Genomic DNA, 18,630 nt, shown 5'->3' with positions numbered 1-18,630 from the left:
GCGTTAAGCGTCGCAAAGTTATAAAAAATGCCCGATAATCCCATTTTCGGCCGGAAAAAGCGCACGGAAAAATGGGGCAACGGCTCCGGAACGGATCCCCGGAGCGGTAATTTTTTCGGCCCGGCAGGCGATATTTGGAATTTTTCTCTATTTTTGCCTTAAGCTACCCAAAATAAATTATGAAAAAACTACTTTTGACTCTGGCTGCCGGAATAGTTCTTTGTTCCTGCGGTTCGCACGATCCGCAGATCGCGATCGTGCCCTATCCCAATCATCTCGAAACCGGTCGGGGAACCTATCGGGTGACCGATCGGCCCGTTACGTGTGACAGTCGCACCGACGAGCGGACGCAGCGCGCCGTGGTCGGATTCGCCGCACGGCTGGCGACGGTTACCGGCGGGACGAATCCCGTCACGGTCGCCGACGAGGTGCCCGCGTCGGGCATCCGTTTCGTCACGGACGAATCGCTCCCGGCCGAAGGCTATGAACTGAACGTGGACGGGGAGGGAATCGAAGTGCGGGCGTCGCAGTTTCCCGGCTTCCTCTATGCCCTGCAAAGTCTCGAACAACTGCTGCCTGCGGCGGTTTACGGCACGGAGCCTGCGCCCGATGCGGCGTGGGAGGTGCCCTGCGTGAAGATCGCCGACGCGCCGCGGTTCGCATACCGGGGCATGCACCTCGACGTGGCGCGCCACTTCTTCTCGGTGGACGAAGTGAAGCGGTATATCGACGTGATGGCCATACACAAGCTCAATACGCTGCACTGGCACCTGACCGACGATCAGGGCTGGCGCATCGAGATCAAGCGCTATCCGGAGCTGACCGCCGTGGGCAGCATCCGCAAGGCCACCGTGGTCCGCAAGGAGTGGGGAACCTATGACGGTACGCCCTACGGCGGTTTCTATACGCAGGACGAGATCCGCGACGTGGTGAAATATGCCGCCGACCGGGGTGTTACGGTGATTCCCGAAATCGACCTGCCGGGCCATATGCTGGCGGCGCTGACCGCCTATCCCGAACTGGGCTGCACGGGCGGTCCGTACGAGGTGTGGGGCCGCTGGGGCGTGGCCGACGACGTGCTTTGCCCCGGACGGGAGAAGACTTTCGAATTCCTCGAAGGCGTATTGACCGAGGTGATGGAGCTGTTCCCCTCGGAGTATATCCATATCGGCGGCGACGAGTGCCCGAAGGTGCGCTGGGAGAAGTGTCCGCGCTGTCAGGCGAAGATCCGCCAGCTCGGCCTGAAGGACGACGGAGAGCATACCGCCGAGCATTACCTGCAGAGCTACGTGACCGACCGCATCGGCAAATTCCTCGCGCAGCACGGCCGCCGCATCATCGGCTGGGACGAGATTCTGGAAGGCAGGGCGCCCTCCGACGCCGTCGTCATGTCGTGGCGCGGCAGCGAGGGCGGAATCGCCGCGGCCAAGCTGGGGCACGACGTCATCATGACGCCGAATTCGCACTTCTATTTCGACTACTACCAATCGCTCGACACCGACGCCGAGCCGTTCGGAATCGGCGGTTACATACCGATGGAGCAGGTCTATTCGTACGATCCGGCGTTCCCGGAGCTGACGCCCGAACAGCAGAAACATATTCTCGGCGTGCAGGCCAACCTCTGGACCGAATACGTCTTGAGCGACGAACACCTCGAATACATGCTTCTGCCGCGTCTGGCCGCCCTGAGCGAGGTGCAGTGGTGTCTGCCCGAAACGAAGGACTGGAACCGCTTCATCGGCAGTTTCAGGATGGACGAAATCTATTCTCAGATGGGATATGAGTTCGCCAAGCATATCTTCGGGGTGACGGCTTCGTATGCGGTCGATCCGGAGAAGGGAGGCGTCGTGATGACCCTCACCACGCAGGGCGGCGCGCCGATCCGTTACACGCTCGACGGCTCGGATCCCACGGCTTCGAGTCCGCTTTACAAGGCGCCGGTGACCATCGGCGAAAGCTGCACGTTCAAGGCCGCGGCCCTGCGCGAAGGCATGCAGACGCCGGTTTATGCGCGGAAATTCGATTTCAACAAGGCGACCGGACGGCGCATCGCGCTGAACGCCGCGCCGACGCTCAAATATACCTACGGCGGCGCTTCGCTGCTGGTGGACGGCTACCGCGGAGGTCCCGTCTATTCGAACGGCGCGTGGATCGGGTTCCTGAACGAGCCGCTGGACGTTACGATCGACATGCAGGGGGCGAAGCCCTATTCGGCGGTGACCGTCGAATCGCTGGTCGAGAAGGGCGAGTGGGTTTTCCCGCCTTCGTCGGTGGGGGTCTACCTCTCGGACGACGGCAGGGAGTTCACCGAGGCGGCGCTGATGTCCGTGCCGCAGGAGACGGCCGGCAGCCCCGACGGCGTCAAGCCGTTCAAGGTGCTCTTCCCCGAAACCTCGGCCCGCTACCTGCGCGTGGTGGCCCGTACGGTCGATCCGATTCCGGCATGGCACGGCGCGGCCGGACAGAAGGCCCATATGTTCGTGGATGAAATCATCGTAGAATAAAACCGGGAGTGGACGTGGAGAAGACCGCCGTGCGGATACAGGGACGCGAGTCCGTTGCGATGACGACGGCCGAATTCGGCCGCCTGTTCGCTACGTGGCGCGCGCGCTTCGAAGCGATCGCGTGCCGCTACGTGCGGAGCGCGGCGGTGGCCGAGGATCTCGTCTCGGACAGCTTCATGTCCTTCTGGGAGAACCGCGGCCGGATTCCCGCCGATGCCAACCTGCAGGCCTATATCCTGATTATCGTCCGCAACAAATGCCTCGACTGGCTGCGCGCCCAAAGCCTGCATGCCAAGATCGAGCAGGAGGTGTACGAGCTTCGGCGGCGGGTGCTGGCGGCCGACATACGGTCGCTGCAGGCGTTCAATCCTGAGGAGATTTTCTCGGCGGAGGTGGCCGCGATCGTGCGGCAGTCGCTCGACCGCCTGCCCGAACTGACACGCGAAGTGTTCGTCGCCCGCCGCTTCGAGGAGCTGAGCTACAAGGAGATCGCCGAAAAGTACGGCATCACCGTGCGGCGCGTCGAATTCGAACTGGAAAAGGCCGTGAAGCAGCTGCGCGTGGCGTTGAAGGATTATTTGCCCGTGCTGCTTATGTTGCTGTCGGATAATATTTTGCGATCCTGAATTCGAGAGCGTGAATTATTAAAAATATTTTTTTAGCAAATCCAAGTGCGTCTGATTGGGAATCGGGCGCACTTATTCGTTTTTATAGAAACAGACGAAGAGAGAGATGAATCCGGAACTTATCTATAAATATTTGGAAAATACGGCGACCGATGACGAGATGAAGCAGGTGCTCGACTGGCTCGACGCCGATCCCGCGCATGTGCGCGAATTGGACGAGCTGGACAAAGTGATGGCCGCTTCGGTCATTTACGGTCCCGACGTGCTGTCGCCTGCGCCAGCGAAGAAGGCGGCGCGCCGCATTTCGCTGGGTCGCATTCCGCTGCGCCGCATCGTGCGTTATGCCGCGGAGCTGGCCGCCGTGGCGGTCGTCGGCATCGGCGTGGCCCGGATGCTTGCCGACGACCGGATCGAAGAGTGGACGCGGCGGACGACGGCGCTCGAAGTGCCTGCGGGGCAGTACCTGAGCATGGAGTTGCAGGACGGCACCAAGGTCTGGCTCAATGCGGGAACCCGGCTGGAGTATCCGCTGGTGTTCGCCGGGGGCGAGCGGCGCGTGAAGGTTGCGGGCGAGGCGATGTTCGATGTCGAGCACGATCCCGCGCATCCGTTCGTGGTCGAGACGTTCGCCTGCGACGTCGAGGTGCTGGGAACCAAATTCGACGTGATGGCCGAGGAGCGCGAGGGATTGTTCTCGGCGGCCCTGCTGCGCGGAAGCGTGAAGGTGACCAACCGCCTGACGCCCGGCGAACAGTTCGTCCTCAAGCCCAACGAGGAGGTGCGGCTGGCGGGGCGGCGGCTGAACCTGAATGCGATCGGCAGCATGGACGACTACCTCTGGACCGAAGGGATGATCAGCATCAAGGGCCTTTCGTTCGGGGAGCTGATGCACAAATTCGAAAAGAGCTTCGGCGTGAAGATACGGATCGACCGCGCCCGGATGCCGGAGGTCGATTACAACCACGGCAAGATCCGCATTTCGGACGGCGTCGATTCGGCGCTGCGCCTGTTGCAGATGGCCTCGGATTTCACCTATACGCGCAGCGAAGACAACGGAACGATCGTCATACGATAACCAATTTATAAACCTGAAAAAAACGAAAAGACTGCCTATGAGAAGAGCCGAACAATGACCCTCACCGGTCGTCCGGGGCAAATTAAAAAAACTTGCAGATGGTCGCAACATCCGCAAGCCGCGGTCGGCCGTTAATCAGCTACCCAGCCTACTAACAACTAACTAATTGCAAAAGTATGAACAAAAAACGTATTCAGCAAATTAAATGCCTGTTTACACTCTTTTTTGTCGTGTGCGCATCGTTCTATGCCACACGGTCATACGCTCAGAATAATGCGGTGACGATCCGTCTGTCGGGCGTCAGCATGGAGCGTGTGATGAATGAAATCGAGAACCAAACCAATTATTTGTTCCTGTCGAACAAGGACGTGGACATCAACAGCGTCGTGAGCGTCGATGTGGAGGCGCGCCCGCTTTCGGAAGCGCTCGCGCAGATGGTGCGCGGAACAGACGTGGTCTACCGTTTCGACGGCAAATACATTCTGCTTTCGAAGGCCGACCGCAGGCCCGTGACCGTGAAGGGCGTGGTGACCGACGCCGACGGCGCGCCGGTGATCGGAGCTTCGGTGATCGTCAAAGGTACGACCGTCGGAGCTTCGACCAATACCGACGGCTCCTTCTCGCTGCAAGTTCCCCCCCCCGCGGAAAATGCGGTCCTGACCGTTACCTACTTGGGCTACGAGCCGGTCGATGTGACCGTCGGCAGCCGCACCGATTTCCGGATTACGCTCCGCGATTCGGCTGTGGCGGTGGAGAACGTCGTAGTGACGGCCCTCGGCATCAAACGTCAGGAGAAGGCCCTGAGCTACAACGTGCAGCAGGTCAAGTCCGAGGAGCTGACGACCGTCAAGGACGCCAACTTCATGAATTCGCTGGTCGGCAAGGTGGCCGGCGTGCAGATCAACAGCGGTGCGAGCGGCCCCGGCGCCAGTGCGCGCGTGGTGATGCGCGGCGAGAAGTCGATCGAGAAGGGCAACAACGTCCTCTATGTGATCGACGGTATTCCGATGTATAACCACAGCTTCGGCGGCGACGGCGGCACCTATGCCAAACAGGCCGGTTCGGAGAGCGCCGCGGATATCAACCCCGAAGACATCGAGTCGATCAACATGCTGACCGGCCCTTCGGCTGCGGCCCTTTACGGCAGCGACGCCGCCAACGGCGTGGTGGTCATCAACACCAAACGCGGCGTCAAGGACCGTACGGTGGTGACCGTCAGCAACAGTACGACCTTTTCGAAGGTCTACCGGCTGCCCGACATGCAGAACAGCTACGGAACCAGTTCGGGGCTGATGAACTGGGGTGAGAAGTATGCCAGCACGTTCGACGCCAAGAAGTTCTTCAACACGGGAACCAACATCATCAACTCGGTGTCGGTATCGACGGGCAACGAGAAGAACCAGACCTATATCTCGGCTTCGACGACCAATACGGCGGGCATCATTCCCGAAAATACGTACGACCGCTACAACTTCACGGCCCGCAATACCACCTCGTTCGCCAAGGACAAGCTCGTACTGGACTTGGGCGCCAGCTTTATCATCCAGCACGACGAAAACATGGTGACGCAGGGCAAGTATTACAACCCGCTGCCCGCGCTCTACCTCTTCCCGCGCAGCGACGACTTCGACGAAATTCGCCTTTTCGAGCGCTGGGACCCCGTGCGCGGCTATATGGTGCAGTACTGGCCTTACGGCGAGGGCGCGCATTCGCTGCAGAACCCCTATTGGATTCAGAACCGCATGAACCGCGAGACGAGCAAGCGCCGCTACATGCTCAACGCATCGCTGCGGTGGAACATCACCGACTGGATGAACGTTTCGGGCCGCGTGCGGGTCGATAATTCGGAATACCGCATCAAGCAGAAGCTCTACGCCTCGACGCTGACCACCTTCTGCGGAACGAACGGCGGTTACGAAGACCAGACGCAGCACGACCGCAGTTTCTACGGCGACGTGATGCTCAACATCGACAAGACCTTCGGCGACGACTGGACGCTCAACGCCAACATCGGCGCTTCGATCAACGACCAGCGCTACGAGCAGGCCGGCGTGGCGGGCGACCTGCTGCTGACCAACCATTTCGCCATGAACAACCTCAACTATCAGGAGAAGTTCAAACCCCTGCAGGAGGGGTGGCACGACCAGACGCAGGCGATCTTCGCTTCGGTCGAGGTGGGGTGGCGCTCGATGCTCTACCTGACGGTGACGGGCCGCAACGACTGGGCTTCGCAGCTGGCCTATTCCAAAAACTCGTCCTTCTTCTATCCTTCGGTGGGTCTGTCGGCCGTGGTTTCCAACATGGTGAACATGCCCGAATGGTTCACCTTCCTCAAGGTGCGCGGGTCGTATTCGAAGGTGGCGTCGGCTTTCGCCCGTTACCTCTCCAATCCGGCCTACTCGTTCAACAACCAGACCCACAACTGGAGCAAGCCTTCGACCTATCCGGCCTACAACCTCAAGCCTGAGGATACCAAGTCGTGGGAGATCGGCCTGAACGCCCGTTTCCTCAACCACATCAACCTCGACGTGACCTATTACCGTTCGAACACTTACCACCAGACGATCTATGCGCCGCTGCCCTCTTCGTCGGGTTACAACCAAGTGGTCGTACAGGCCGGCGACGTGCAGAACCAAGGCGTCGAGCTGGCGCTGGGCTACAACAACAAGTGGAACGACTTCACATGGAGCAGTTCGTACACCTTTACGCTCAACCGCAACGAGATCAAGCGGCTGGCGGCCGGCGAAGTGAACCCCGTGACGGGCGAGACCATCACCGACAACGAGATTCAGAAGGACTGGCTGGGCGCGAGCAACGTGGCGCCGCAGGTCATCCTGCGTCCGGGCGGTTCGATGAGCGATATTTACGTCAATCACGAGCTTAAGCGCGACCTGAACGGCAACATCGAGATCGATCCTTCGACGGGCAACCTCTCGATCGCCGAAACCGACTTCCGCAAGGTGGGCCAGCTCTCGCCCCGCTACACGATGGGCTGGAGCAACAGCTTCGGCTACAAGGGCATCGAACTCGGTGCGGTCCTCACGGCCCGAATCGGCGGCCTGACCTACTCGGCCACGCAGGGCGTGCTGGACTACTACGGCGCGTCGCAGGCCACGGCCGACGCGCGCGACCGCGGCGGCATTCCGATCAACTACGGCACCGTCGATCCCCAGAAGTACTATTCGGCGATTTCGACGGCCGAGGGCGGTTACGGAGCCTATTACCTCTACAGCGCCACCAACGTACGCCTGCAGGAGCTGAGCCTGCAGTATACGCTGCCGGCGCGGTGGTTCCGCAACAAAGCCAGACTGACGGTCGGATTCGTCGCCAAGAACCTCTGGATGATCTACTGCAAGGCGCCGTTCGACCCCGAAATCTCGGCGGCGACGGACAACGCCTACTATCAGGGCGTGGACTACTTCATGCAGCCGAGCACGCGCAATTTCGGCTTTAACGTGAAACTGCAATTCTAACCGAACCAAAGCTATGAAAAATATCATTAAACTTACCTGCCTCTTATTGACGGTATGCGGTTTTGCGGGTTGTACGGGCAATTTCGACGAGTACAACACCGATCCCTATGCCCTTTACAAGGGAGACCCCGCCGTGCTGATTCCCACCATGCTCGACGCCATGATGTACGTGCAGCAGAACGACTCGCAGATGGTCGATCAGATGGTCGGCTCGCTGGGCGGATATTTCACGCTGTCGAACCGCTGGGGCGGTCAGAACTTCGATACGTTCAATGCGTCCGACGCATGGAACGCCACGCCGTACAATACGATGTTCGAGGATATTTACGCCAACTTCTTCGACATCGAGAAATCGACCAGCAAGTCGGGCCACTACTACGCGATGGCCCGTCTGGTGCGCGCCGCCGTGATGATGCGCGTCGCCGACTGCTACGGCCCGATCCCCTACAGCAAGGTAGCCGACGGCTCGTTCTATGTCGAGTACGACTCGGCGGAGGATGTCTACAAGCATATCATCGAGGACCTCGCGGGTGCGGCGACCACGCTCTACGCCTATGCGCAGGAGTATCCGGCGTCGAAACCGCTGGCTAACAACGATCCGATTTTCGCAGGCGACTATACGGCTTGGGCGCGTCTGGCCAACTCGCTCTGCCTGCGTGCGGCGATCCGCTCAAACGACCGCGAGGCCGCCGAGAGCGCCTGCGGCCATGCCGCCGGCCTGATCGAGACCAACGCCCAGAACGCCATGATGAGTCCCGGCGTGCAGGGAAATCCCTATCAGCTGGCTTCGGCGTCGTGGGGCGACCTGCGAATCAATGCTTCGATCGTCGATTACATGACCGGGTACGACGATCCCCGCTGCGAAGCCTATTTCCAGAAATCGACCTTCGACAACACCCGCTATATCGGCATGCGCGCCGGTACGGCCGGATTCGAAAAATCGGCCGTAAGCGGTTATTCGCTGCCCAACGTGCAGTCCGGCTCGTCGCTGCCGATTTTCGTGGCCGCCGAGACCAATTTCCTGCGCGCCGAGATGGCGCTCAGAGAGTGGACCGTAGGCGGTACGGCGCAGTCCTACTACGAAGCCGGCGTGCGTCTGTCGATGGAGCAGAACGGCGTGGCGGGCGAGGACATCGACGCCTATCTGGCCGATGAAACGCTCGTTCCCGCCGGACATCTGAACGATCCGCGCGGCGCGAAGTACAACTACGACCGTCAGACGGACGTCAAGATCAAGTGGAACGACGCGGACGGTACGGAGAAGAATCTGGAGCGCATCATCACCCAGAAATGGATCGCAAACTTCCCGATGGGACTCGAAGCGTGGGCCGAATTCCGCCGTACGGGCTATCCCGAACTGGCGCCGGCCATCGACAACCTCAGCGGCGGCGTTATCTCCGACAACTTCCGCGGTCTGCGCCGGCTGCGCTATCCCTATACCGAGCGTAACCTCAACAAGAGCAATTACGACAAGGCGGTGGCATTGCTGGGCGGTACGGACAACGAGTCGGTCGATCTTTTCTGGACGAAGAAAAAATAGTGTCGAAACCTAAACGAAAGCATACATTATGAACATAAAGAAAAATATATGGGCATTGGCGGCGGCGCTGCTTTTCGCGACTGCGTTTACCAACTGCAGCGACTGGACGGAGGTCGAAGCCGAAAAGAAGGTCGATTACGGCAATACCGAGACCTCGCGCCCCGAATCCTACTACCAAGCTCTGCGCGAGTGGAAAAAGACGGATCACTCGATTTCGTTCGGGTGGTTCAGCGGCTGGGGCGATCCTGCCGTTCTGACGGCCAGTATGCTGATGGGACTTCCCGACAGTATGGATATGGTCTCGTTGTGGGACAATTCGAGCAACCTTTCGCAGGGCAAGATCGAAGATCTCCGCATGGTGCAGCAGAAGAAAGGGACCAAAGTGCTGATGTGTACCTTTATCCAGTATGTCGGCAAGGGGTTCACTCCTGCCGAATATGATGTCGATGAAGCGACCCGCGAAGCGTTCTGGGGCTGGGTGGACGACGATGAAGCGGCCATCAAGACCTCGATGGAGAAATATGCGCAGGCTATCGCGGATACCATTTACAAGTACAACTACGACGGTCTGGATATCGATTTCGAACCGAATGTCGATGGAGTTGTGGGCAAACTCGATGAAAACGATACTTATGTGAGATGGTTCCTCGATATTTTGTGCAAGCACCTCGGCCCTCAGTCCAATTCGGGTAAAATGCTCGTTATCGACGGCGAACTCTGGAAGGTTCCTGTGAGCGCGGCGACTTATTTCGACTATTTCATCGGACAGGCCTATTCGGTTTCCGGCGGCACTCCGTCGCCCAATGCCGGACAGAGCGAGTCGAATATGGACTCGCGCCTGACGCAGATAATCAATAGATTTGGGGGCGTGATGTCCGAGGAGGAGATCACCAAGCGCTTCATCGTTACGGAAAACATGGAGAGCGCCATTGACGCATTGAACGGCGGTTATTTCTGGACGCTTCGCAACGGAACCAGACTCGACAAGGCCGAGTGCCCGTCGTTGCTGGGAATGGCCAGATGGCAGCCCGTCAACGGCTTCCGCAAAGGCGGTTTCGGCGGTTACCGGTTCAGCAACGAGGCGGTGAACAAACCCTCCTACAAATGGATGCGAACCGGAATTCAGGCGCAGAACCCCGCAGTCAATTAGTCCGAACAACCAAAAGCAAGAAAAAGATGAAAAACAGCATTAAAACAGCAGTTCTCGGTCTCGCGGCGCTCGTTTCGGGATTCTCGGCCTGCAACGATGCCGATTACGATACGCTCGGAGTGCACGCCTTCGTCAGCGAGAGCGCGTCGAATAAAAGCACGAAAGTGACCATTACGGAACTGGGCGCCGACGCCGAAATCACGGCCTGCCTGAGCGAGGCCGCAACGAAAGACGTAAAGCTGAAATTCGTGGTCGATTCCGAGGTGCTGGACCGTTACAACCAGAAGCAGGCTTCGAGTTTTCTCGTACTGCCCGAAGAGATCTACGAGATGGACTCCGAAGTGACGATCAAGGCCGGAGAATTCAGCGCTCCTGCAACCAAGATCCATATCAAGCCGCTGCCCAAGGAGTATGTCGGCGAGAGCTATGCCCTGCCGCTGCGTCTTGTCAGCGCCGACGGGTCGGTTCCGGTGACCTCGGTGACCTCGACCTATGTGATTACGACCGAAGCGATCGTCGTCTCGTCGCTCCCGATGTTCGTCGGCGGCGCGGGACTTGCCGCCGACGGTTTCCCCTTGACGCTTCCGCAGTTTACGGTCGAGGTGCGTTTCCAAGTGAGCAATACGGCCAACCGCAACCGTGCCGTATTTACCAACGGCGGTTCGGTGCTGCTGCGCTTCGAGGACCCGCAGAACGACACTTCGGACCATAAGGCCCATTCGCTGGTGCAGTTCCAAGGCGACGGCTGGTATCTCAATCCGTCGTTGTCGTTCACGCCCAACAAATGGCAGCATCTGGCGCTGACCTATGACGGAACCAAGGTGACCCTTTATGTCAACGGCACTTTTGCCGGAAGCAAGGAGGGCGTGTGCGATCCCAACTTCGGATCGGCCAACTGGTTCGGCGGCGATGCCGGCGGCGGACACGGAACCGGCGATTCGTGGTGGAGCGGATGCAAGATACTGATGTCCGAGGCGCGTATCTGGTCGGTATGCCGTACGGAAGCGCAGGTGCAGAACAACATGACCACGACCAGCGCCAAATCGCAGGGCTTGGAGGCTTACTGGCGCTTCAACGAAGGCGAGGGCAATACGTTCGAGGACTGCACGGGCAACGGGCATACGCTGAAGACGTCCAAGACCCCGACGTGGGTTGCCGGCATCAAGTCCACCGATACGGAAACGCCGTGGCCTTAATCCCGTAATTATGGCGCAGGCGCGCCCGGTGCGTGCCTGCCGCCATGCGGTTCATTGAAATTGTTTGTTAAATACGATTACATTATGATGAAAAAATTGAAATATCTTTTGGCCGGAGTTCTCGTTTCTGCTGTTGCGGGTTGTTTTGTCGCATGCGACGACGATGAGTATGCAACAGACGAATGGACGGCCGACTATGTTTATTTGGAACGTCTGAAGCTCGGAATCGGCTCTTTGGAGTTCAATCAGACGCATTCGTCTTTGGGAATTGCAGGCGATACGGAGGTCTCGATGCCGTTTGCGGTTTGTCTTGCCAAACCATGGAAGTCGGATGTCGCCGTGAAGTTCGCTTATACGATCGAAGGCGATATGCCGGAGGAGATCGTTACTTTCCGCGAAGGCGGTGCCGTCGTGATTCCTGCCGGGGAGTTGGTAGCCAGAGATACGATGGATCTCAGGACGGATTGGAGTTTTGTTCCGCAGGAGGCTGCCACCTACAAAGTGACGGTCGGGATCGGATCGGTGCAGCCTGTTTCCGGACAATTGCGTATTTCTTCGAAACAGAAGGAGCTGTCCGTTCAGATAAACAAAGCCAAATCCATGGATATACAGGCCGGCGTGAAACCTTCGGGCAGCCGGATTGCGGATTACAGCGGTTGGTCGGTTTATGCTACCAATGTGGATGATAATAATGCAGACTGGGGAGCCCATCAACCTAAATTGATCAATGGGAATACCGGAGATTATATATGGTTCAATACTCCCCATCTCGGTGTAAAAATCGACATGGGTGCTACAAAGACTGTTACCGGATTGGAGACGTTCAGTGCTTACGGTGCGGCTTATGCGATGAGTTCTTGTGCTGTTTATACCAGCGATGACGGGGCCGGGTGGAAACTCGTAACGCCTGAAGAGGGCTTGTCGATGACGCCTGCCGGAACGCAGTATGTTTCGTTTATCGCGCCGATAACCGCTCGTTATATAATTTGGCATATGTATGGGTCGGCGCCTCTCAGCTCCGAGATTTATGTTTATTCCAAATAGAGGTGGGCTTTGAATAGTTTTTGAGGGGAAGCCGTCCGGTCCGAGACCGGGCGGCTTTTTTGACCGAGAGGGCCTGTGGGATATGGTATATGGGCGATTATCGGCCGGAGCGTGTGCGACGGATGCGAAAAAAAACGTACATTTGTGTCCATGAATGAACGGCATATAGACATAAACGAATTCGATTACGACCTGCCCGACGGGCGGATCGCCAAGTTTCCGCTGGCCGAGCGCAGCGCCTCGAAACTGCTGGTTTACCGCGGCGGGGAGATCGGCGAAGCGCATTTCGCCGACATCGGCGACGTGCTGCCCGAAGGCCAGCTGCTGGTGTTCAACAATACGAAGGTGATTCGCGCACGGATCATCATGCACAAGCCTTCGGGTGCCCGCATCGAGGTGTTCTGTCTCGAACCGCACGATCCGGCCGATTACGAACGGGCGTTCGCCGTCGTCGGGCGGTGCGAATGGTCGTGCATCGTGGGCAACCTCAAGAAATGGAAAGAGGGGTATGTGGAGATCAACTTCGAGCACGAAGGCCGCCCGGAGCATCTGCGGGCGTGGCTCGTCGAGAACCGCGGCCGCGAGCATACCGTGCGCTTCGAGTGGTCGGCGGCGATGACGTTCGGGCAGTTGCTCGAATACCTCGGACGGATTCCGATTCCGCCCTACCTGAACCGCGAAAGCGAGGAGATCGACTATACGCGCTACCAGACCGTCTATTCCAAATTCGAAGGATCGGTGGCCGCGCCGACGGCGGGGCTGCACTTCACGCCCGAACTGATCGAAGGGATGAAGGCGCGCGGCTTCGGGTTCGAGGAGGTGACGCTGCATGTCGGGGCCGGGACCTTTCTGCCCGTCAAGGACGACGATGCCGCGCGGCATCCGATGCACACCGAGCATTTCGAGGTGCGGCGTGCGGCGGTAGCCCGCCTGCTGGAGAAGTGGGGGCGGATCACGGCCGTCGGCACGACCTCGGTGCGGACGCTCGAATCGCTCACGGCGCTGGCGTGGCGCATACGTACGGCCGGAACGCCCGATGCGGAGCGGGTCGTCGGTCAGTGGGAGCTGTACGACGTGTCGGCGGAGTTTTCCGGGCGCGAGGCGCTGGAGACCCTGCTGAAATACATGGATGAAAAGGGGCTGGAACGCATCAAGGCGGCGACGCAGATCATGATTACGCCGCTGGGGTACGAGTTCCGCATCGTGCGCAATATCGTCACCAACTTCCACCAGCCCAAATCGACGTTGCTGCTATTGGTGTCGGCTTTCGTCGGCGGGGACTGGAAGCGGATTTACGAATACGCCCTCGGACACGGCTTCCGTTTCCTGAGTTACGGCGACTCGTCGGTGCTGATGCGCTGACGCTGGGAGCGAGGCTGAGGGAGAAAGCGCGGCTGCCGGCCGGTCTTCGGCGGTCATCAGACGGTCGTTCGGCGGGGGCGGAAAGTCTCCGGGGAGTCCGGGGAGAAGATCACGTGCGGAGCAGTGTTTCGCGGATGCGCCGCAGGGCTTTGGTGATCTGCGCTTCGACGGTCTTGACCGAAATCCGCATCTGGTCGGCGATCGCGGCGTTGGAAAGCCCCTCTTCGCGGCTTTTGCGGAATACTTCGCGGCAGCGGTCGGGCAGTTGCGAGACGGCTTCGGCGACCAGCATCATCATTTCGTCGGCTTCGAGCTGCAATGCTTCCGGGTTCGTGAAGAGCGGCTCAGGTCCCTCGATGGGGATGCCGTCGGTGCGTTGGTCGCGAAGCCGGTTGAGCGCGCGGTTGCGCACGGCGCGGAACAGATAGGCCCGGACGGAAGTCGAGATGCGGAGTTCCCCGGCATGCTGCCAGATATGCGTAAAGGTGTCCAATACGATCTCTTCGGCAGAGGTGCGGTCGCGGAGCCAGTAGGCCGCGAACCTGCAAAGCGGCGCGTAATAACGGTCGAACAACTCCCTGAAGGCGGCGGTTTCCCCCCCCCTCGGCTGATGTGTTTCCACAAAACCATGTCGTGTTCGTTTTCCGGCCTCATCGTATCGCTAAAGGAAATTCAGACTAATAAAGATAGGCATTTTCGGGGATAAAACGGATGCGGAACGTATGAATTTTTCGTTTCGAAATCCTTTAGTTCCTGTTATCCTGCGGAATGCGGGACGCCCGAAATCGGGACTGCGTTAAAAAAAGGGGCCTGCTGAAACACTTCAGCAGGTCCCTTTGCTGGTTCATACGTATTATTCGAGCAGTTCGTTGTTGCCCCAGACATTCAGCTCTGCGATGCACCATCCCCGGAAAGTCGGGTTATAGGTTTTGTTCGTATAGCTGGCGTGAATGCGCAGGCGGACGTAACGCGCATGCTGGTAGTCGTCGAGCATCGGACTGATGACCACACCCATCGGGTCCAGCGGCGAGTCGGGATCGGTCCGGTAGTCGCGGTATGTCTGGGTGTAGGTCCAGTTGGCGTCGTTCGCAGCGCCGAGGCCGTCGCCGGTGATCTCCTTCGCGGTCCAGACCTCCAAGTGGGCGATGCCGTAGCGCGCGCCGGCTTCCGGTTTGCCGGTAGTCATGTAGCGCTGATTGAACTGGAGGCCGCGTACGGTCACCTCTTTGCCCAGATCGATGACGAAGTCGTAAGGCGGATCGGCCTTCTCCTCGTCGGCGTTGCAGTAGCCGAAGGTGTTGATGTCTTCGTCGAACATCTTCTCCACTTCGTAGTTGGGTTTGGCCTTGGGGGCAGCGAGCATCTTCCAGCCGCTGCGGTCGAGCAGCACGGGTGCGGGCGGTCCCGGCTTGACGAACTTGTTGAAGAGGATGTAGCGGACGCCGCCCGTCGGCGAGACCGTCGCCCGCGGGTCGCCCTTGATCGAATCGATGGCGATCGGGAGCAGGTACGGCTCCTCGTCGGGCATGCGCTCGCTGAACAGCTCGACTTTCATTGTCGAGGAGACCGTGTTGTAGCGGGGCAGCATGACTTCGGTGGTCGAGAATGCGTAGGCCTCCGAGGGGCAGAGCTTGTACGAGGTGCCGTGCGCCGCGTTATAGGTCTCGACCAGTTCGGGGTCGGTCTTGAATACGACGGTTATGTAGTTGCCGCTGATCTGCTCGGCCTCCACGCGGATGTTGAGGGTCTGCTTCTTGGGGCTTTCCACCGTAATCACTTCGGCGTCGGCCGCGGCGTCCTGAATGCTCAGCAGGGCAGGCTGCTTGAGCGCCGGACCTTCGTCGTCCTTGCAGCCCGCCGTTGCGACGAGCAGGGCGACGGCGGCCAGAAGACGTATGTTTGCATATCGTTTCATAATCGTTTGCGTTTAAGGGTTCGTCTCAGCATTAGAATTTGACATCGACCAGCACGGGAATATGGTCCGAGGCCCGCTTGATGTCGCCTTTGTTGAAGTCGAGCATGATCTTGGTGCCGACCACGTCGCACTTCGCGCCGTTGCCGTTCCAAAGCAGGATGTAGTCGATACATTTGTTCGGCGCCTGCGAGGAGTGGGTGAAGTCGCTTGCGCCGTGGGGCGTGAGGACCGTCCAGCCCGTCTTCAGTTTGGAGATGGTGGGCGAATCGGGACGGGCGTTGAAGTCGCCGCCGAGGAAGACGGGTTTCTTCGAGCCGCCGAATTCGCGTTCGATGACCTTGTTGATCTCGTCTACCTGTCCCGCCTGAGCCAGCGTGGATACATGGTCGAGGTGGGTGGTGGCGAAGACGTATTTCTCGAACTCCATGACGACCATCACGCGGGGTTCGGCGCCGTCGCCCTTCGGCAGCGGAGCGGCAAAGGTCCGGACGGGTTTCTCACGGCTGGCGATTCCGTCGCCGTAGGCTCCGCCCTGATAGGCCATCGCCCGCGAATATTCGTAACTCCACTCCTTGCCCATCAGTCCGGCGAATTTCTTGAGCTGGAAGACCCGGCCGGTGCGGACCGTGCAGCTGTCCAGTTCGCTGATGCCCACCAGATCGGCCTTGCCCTCGGTCATCATGTCGGCGATCATCTGGTAGCTGCCGTCGCTGATGTACTTGGTGAAGACGCCGACGTTGTAGGTCACTAGACGCGTCGCGCCGTCGGCCTTGGGGTAGTAGTCCCGACCCGGTTCCTCCGGGGTTTCGGGTTTCAGATGGGGCGGAACTTCGTCTTCGGAGGAGGAGCTGCTGTTGCAGGCCGTTGCCGGGCAGGTCAAGCCGAGCAGCAGCATGATGGTAAGATATTTTTTCAGTCTGTTCATCGTTTCGTTCGTTTTTGAAGTTAGTATTGGGAATTAAAAGTCGAGCCCGTCGTTCCAGCCGGGGTTTTGCGTCAGGGCGCCGCCGGTCAGCGAGCGGTCGTCGGTCGGAATCGGGTAGTAGTAGTCGCGGGCCTCGTTCCACTCGCCCGGATTCTTCTTGTGGGGCGAGATGTAGCCGTGGTCGCCTTCCGAGAGGAAGATGTCCTGATCGATCTCCATGATGAGCGGGGCTTTGGTCGAGGGCGTCTCTCCCTTGGTCTTGAGATAGATGTCGGGCGTGCCGTCGCCGTCGAGGTCGTATTCGCCCTTGGAGGGGATGTAGAGGCCCAGCAGCGGCTGCGTGAAGGTCTTGCCCTCTTTCCAGCGGATGAGGTCGTAGTAACGGTGGCCCTCCTGAAGCAGTTCGATGGTGCGTTCGCGGCGGATTTCGAGCAGTACGCCTTTGTTCGAACCCGTCACGTTGGGGTAGCCTGTCTCAGGGGCCGAAAGGTACGGGTCGGGGTTGGCGTTGGCTTGGGCCATGTCCAGATTGGGCATGCCAGCTCGGTCGCGCAGCTTCTTGATCGTCAGGTCGATGTCGTCCTGCGTCAGCGTGCCCAGCTCGGCTTTGGCTTCGGCGTAGTTGAGATAGATCTCGGCCGTGCGGATGATCGGCAGGTCGGTGTACGAGAGGTTGTAACCGTCGGAACCGAAATCGGCGGGCGCGACGAACTTGATGGGCTGGTAGCCCGTCATGCAGGTCGAAAGGCTCGGCACTTCGACCTTGGTGGAGTTGATGCGCGTGTAACCCGGCGTGCGGATCGACTGCGCCAGACGCGGATCGCGGTTCTGGCACTCGTCCCGGAACTCCATCGTTTCCCAGCCCGCCTTGTCCGTGAAGCGCGTGCCGTCGGCCATCAGATAGCTGGCGACGATCTTGCGCGTCAGGCCCGGACGCCCGTAGGAGGTGTTCAGCGAGTAGAAGGTGCTGTTGTGGAATACGCTTAGCCCCTTGTTGTAATCGCGGGCGAGGACGACCTCGATCTGCTGGGCGTCTTCCGACACGAACAGGTCGCGGTAGGCGGTCTGCGTGCCGCCCGATGTGTAGAGTCCGTAGCCGCTGTTGGTGATGAACTCTTCGGATGCCTTCGCCGACAGGTCGAGGTAGTATTTCCAGTCGTTCTCCGGAAGGTCGATGCCGTGGTATTTGCGGAACGTGCCTTCGAAGAGACAGAAACGCGATTTCAGGGCCAGTGCCGTCCATTTCGTGATACGGTAGAGGTCGTGTTTGGTAGGCAGGTAGCGGATGGCGAAATCGATGTCCTCGATCATGCGCTGCATGACGTATTCACGCGAATCGCGCGGACGCTTGAGCTCAGGATCGGCCGAGCCGATCGGTTTCGAGTACCATGGCACGTCGCCGAACCGCTTGATCTTTTCGAAGTAGAAATAGGCGCGGAAGAAACGGGCCAGCGCGTCGTAGCGGTTACGGACGTCGAGGTCCTTGCAGTTGACCGAGTATTCGAGCAGCGTGTTGATGTCGCGCAGGCTGGTCCATGTCCAGCCGCCGCCCGACGCGGGGATCGTGCGGCCGCCGCGCATCTCCTGAGGCAGGTCGTTGTGAATGATGTTGTCCCAGTACTCGTTGTAGAGCCCGTCGGACGGGAAGGCCGTGTAGAATTTGTTGCTGAAAGCCTGCAGCTCGTTTTCGTTCGAGAAGAAGGTTTCGGGCGACATTTGGGCCAGCGGGTATTTGTCGAGCCACTCTTCGCAGGAGACGAGCGCCATGGTGCAGCCTGCGGCCAGTATCAATAATATTTTTTTCATGGTTCTGCTTGTTT

General features: G+C 59.2%; 13 protein-coding genes. 9 read left to right on the top strand and 4 right to left on the bottom strand.

Annotated features, from left to right (window positions below; translation table 11 throughout):
- The first annotated feature begins 179 nt into the window (after positions 1-179).
- From ACESTR_RS14215 to ACESTR_RS14175, 9 genes are all read left to right on the top strand, one after another.
- Positions 180-2,504, top strand: a complete 2,325-nt coding sequence (locus ACESTR_RS14215; RefSeq protein WP_373179384.1) for a family 20 glycosylhydrolase — start codon at positions 180-182, stop codon at positions 2,502-2,504.
- Between the two features lie 14 nt (positions 2,505-2,518).
- Positions 2,519-3,130: an RNA polymerase sigma-70 factor gene (locus tag ACESTR_RS14210; RefSeq protein ID WP_014775080.1), complete on the top strand. Its 612-nt coding sequence runs from the start codon at positions 2,519-2,521 to the stop codon at positions 3,128-3,130.
- Positions 3,131-3,236: 106 nt separating this feature from the next.
- The gene (locus ACESTR_RS14205) at positions 3,237-4,205 is read left to right on the top strand and encodes a FecR family protein (protein WP_014775079.1); all 969 of its coding nucleotides are present in this window, start codon (positions 3,237-3,239) and stop codon (positions 4,203-4,205) included.
- A gap of 176 nt (positions 4,206-4,381) precedes the next feature.
- Positions 4,382-7,678 (top strand): SusC/RagA family TonB-linked outer membrane protein, encoded by a 3,297-nt coding sequence (locus tag ACESTR_RS14200; protein ID WP_014775078.1) that lies wholly within the window; start codon positions 4,382-4,384, stop codon positions 7,676-7,678.
- A gap of 13 nt (positions 7,679-7,691) precedes the next feature.
- Positions 7,692-9,218, top strand: coding sequence for a SusD/RagB family nutrient-binding outer membrane lipoprotein (locus ACESTR_RS14195; RefSeq protein ID WP_009597092.1), 1,527 nt, complete (start codon positions 7,692-7,694; stop codon positions 9,216-9,218).
- 28 nt (positions 9,219-9,246) lie between these two features.
- Positions 9,247-10,368: a glycoside hydrolase family 18 gene (locus ACESTR_RS14190; protein ID WP_009597080.1), complete on the top strand. Its 1,122-nt coding sequence runs from the start codon at positions 9,247-9,249 to the stop codon at positions 10,366-10,368.
- 26 nt (positions 10,369-10,394) lie between these two features.
- Complete coding sequence (locus ACESTR_RS14185) at positions 10,395-11,564, top strand: DUF1735 and LamG domain-containing protein (RefSeq protein WP_278433936.1); 1,170 nt, start codon at positions 10,395-10,397, stop codon at positions 11,562-11,564.
- A gap of 84 nt (positions 11,565-11,648) precedes the next feature.
- A complete protein-coding gene (locus ACESTR_RS14180) occupies positions 11,649-12,608 on the top strand; it encodes a discoidin domain-containing protein (RefSeq protein ID WP_237959159.1) in 960 nt (319 codons plus the stop codon).
- A gap of 150 nt (positions 12,609-12,758) precedes the next feature.
- A complete protein-coding gene (locus ACESTR_RS14175) occupies positions 12,759-13,970 on the top strand; it encodes an S-adenosylmethionine:tRNA ribosyltransferase-isomerase (RefSeq protein WP_130063454.1) in 1,212 nt (403 codons plus the stop codon).
- Between the two features lie 109 nt (positions 13,971-14,079).
- Here ACESTR_RS14175 and ACESTR_RS14170 read toward each other — a convergent pair whose 3' ends face one another.
- The 4 genes from ACESTR_RS14170 to ACESTR_RS14155 form a co-directional block, all read right to left on the bottom strand.
- Positions 14,080-14,592 carry an RNA polymerase sigma-70 factor gene (locus tag ACESTR_RS14170; RefSeq protein WP_022044403.1) on the bottom strand — a complete coding sequence of 171 codons (513 nt, stop codon included), beginning with the start codon at positions 14,590-14,592 and terminating at the stop codon, positions 14,080-14,082.
- Between the two features lie 231 nt (positions 14,593-14,823).
- Positions 14,824-15,885 (bottom strand): BT_3987 domain-containing protein, encoded by a 1,062-nt coding sequence (locus ACESTR_RS14165; protein WP_022044402.1) that lies wholly within the window; start codon positions 15,883-15,885, stop codon positions 14,824-14,826.
- Between the two features lie 31 nt (positions 15,886-15,916).
- Entirely contained in the window at positions 15,917-16,810 is an 894-nt protein-coding gene (locus ACESTR_RS14160; protein WP_022044401.1) for an endonuclease/exonuclease/phosphatase family protein, read from the bottom strand.
- Positions 16,811-16,843: 33 nt separating this feature from the next.
- A complete protein-coding gene (locus ACESTR_RS14155; RefSeq protein ID WP_009597106.1) occupies positions 16,844-18,616 on the bottom strand; it encodes a RagB/SusD family nutrient uptake outer membrane protein in 1,773 nt (590 codons plus the stop codon).
- Positions 18,617-18,630: the final 14 nt, after the last annotated feature.

The organism is Alistipes sp. DJF_B185 (assembly GCF_964250025.1).
Lineage (GTDB): Bacteria > Bacteroidota > Bacteroidia > Bacteroidales > Rikenellaceae > Alistipes > Alistipes finegoldii.
This window is presented reverse-complemented; position numbering and strand designations above follow the sequence as displayed.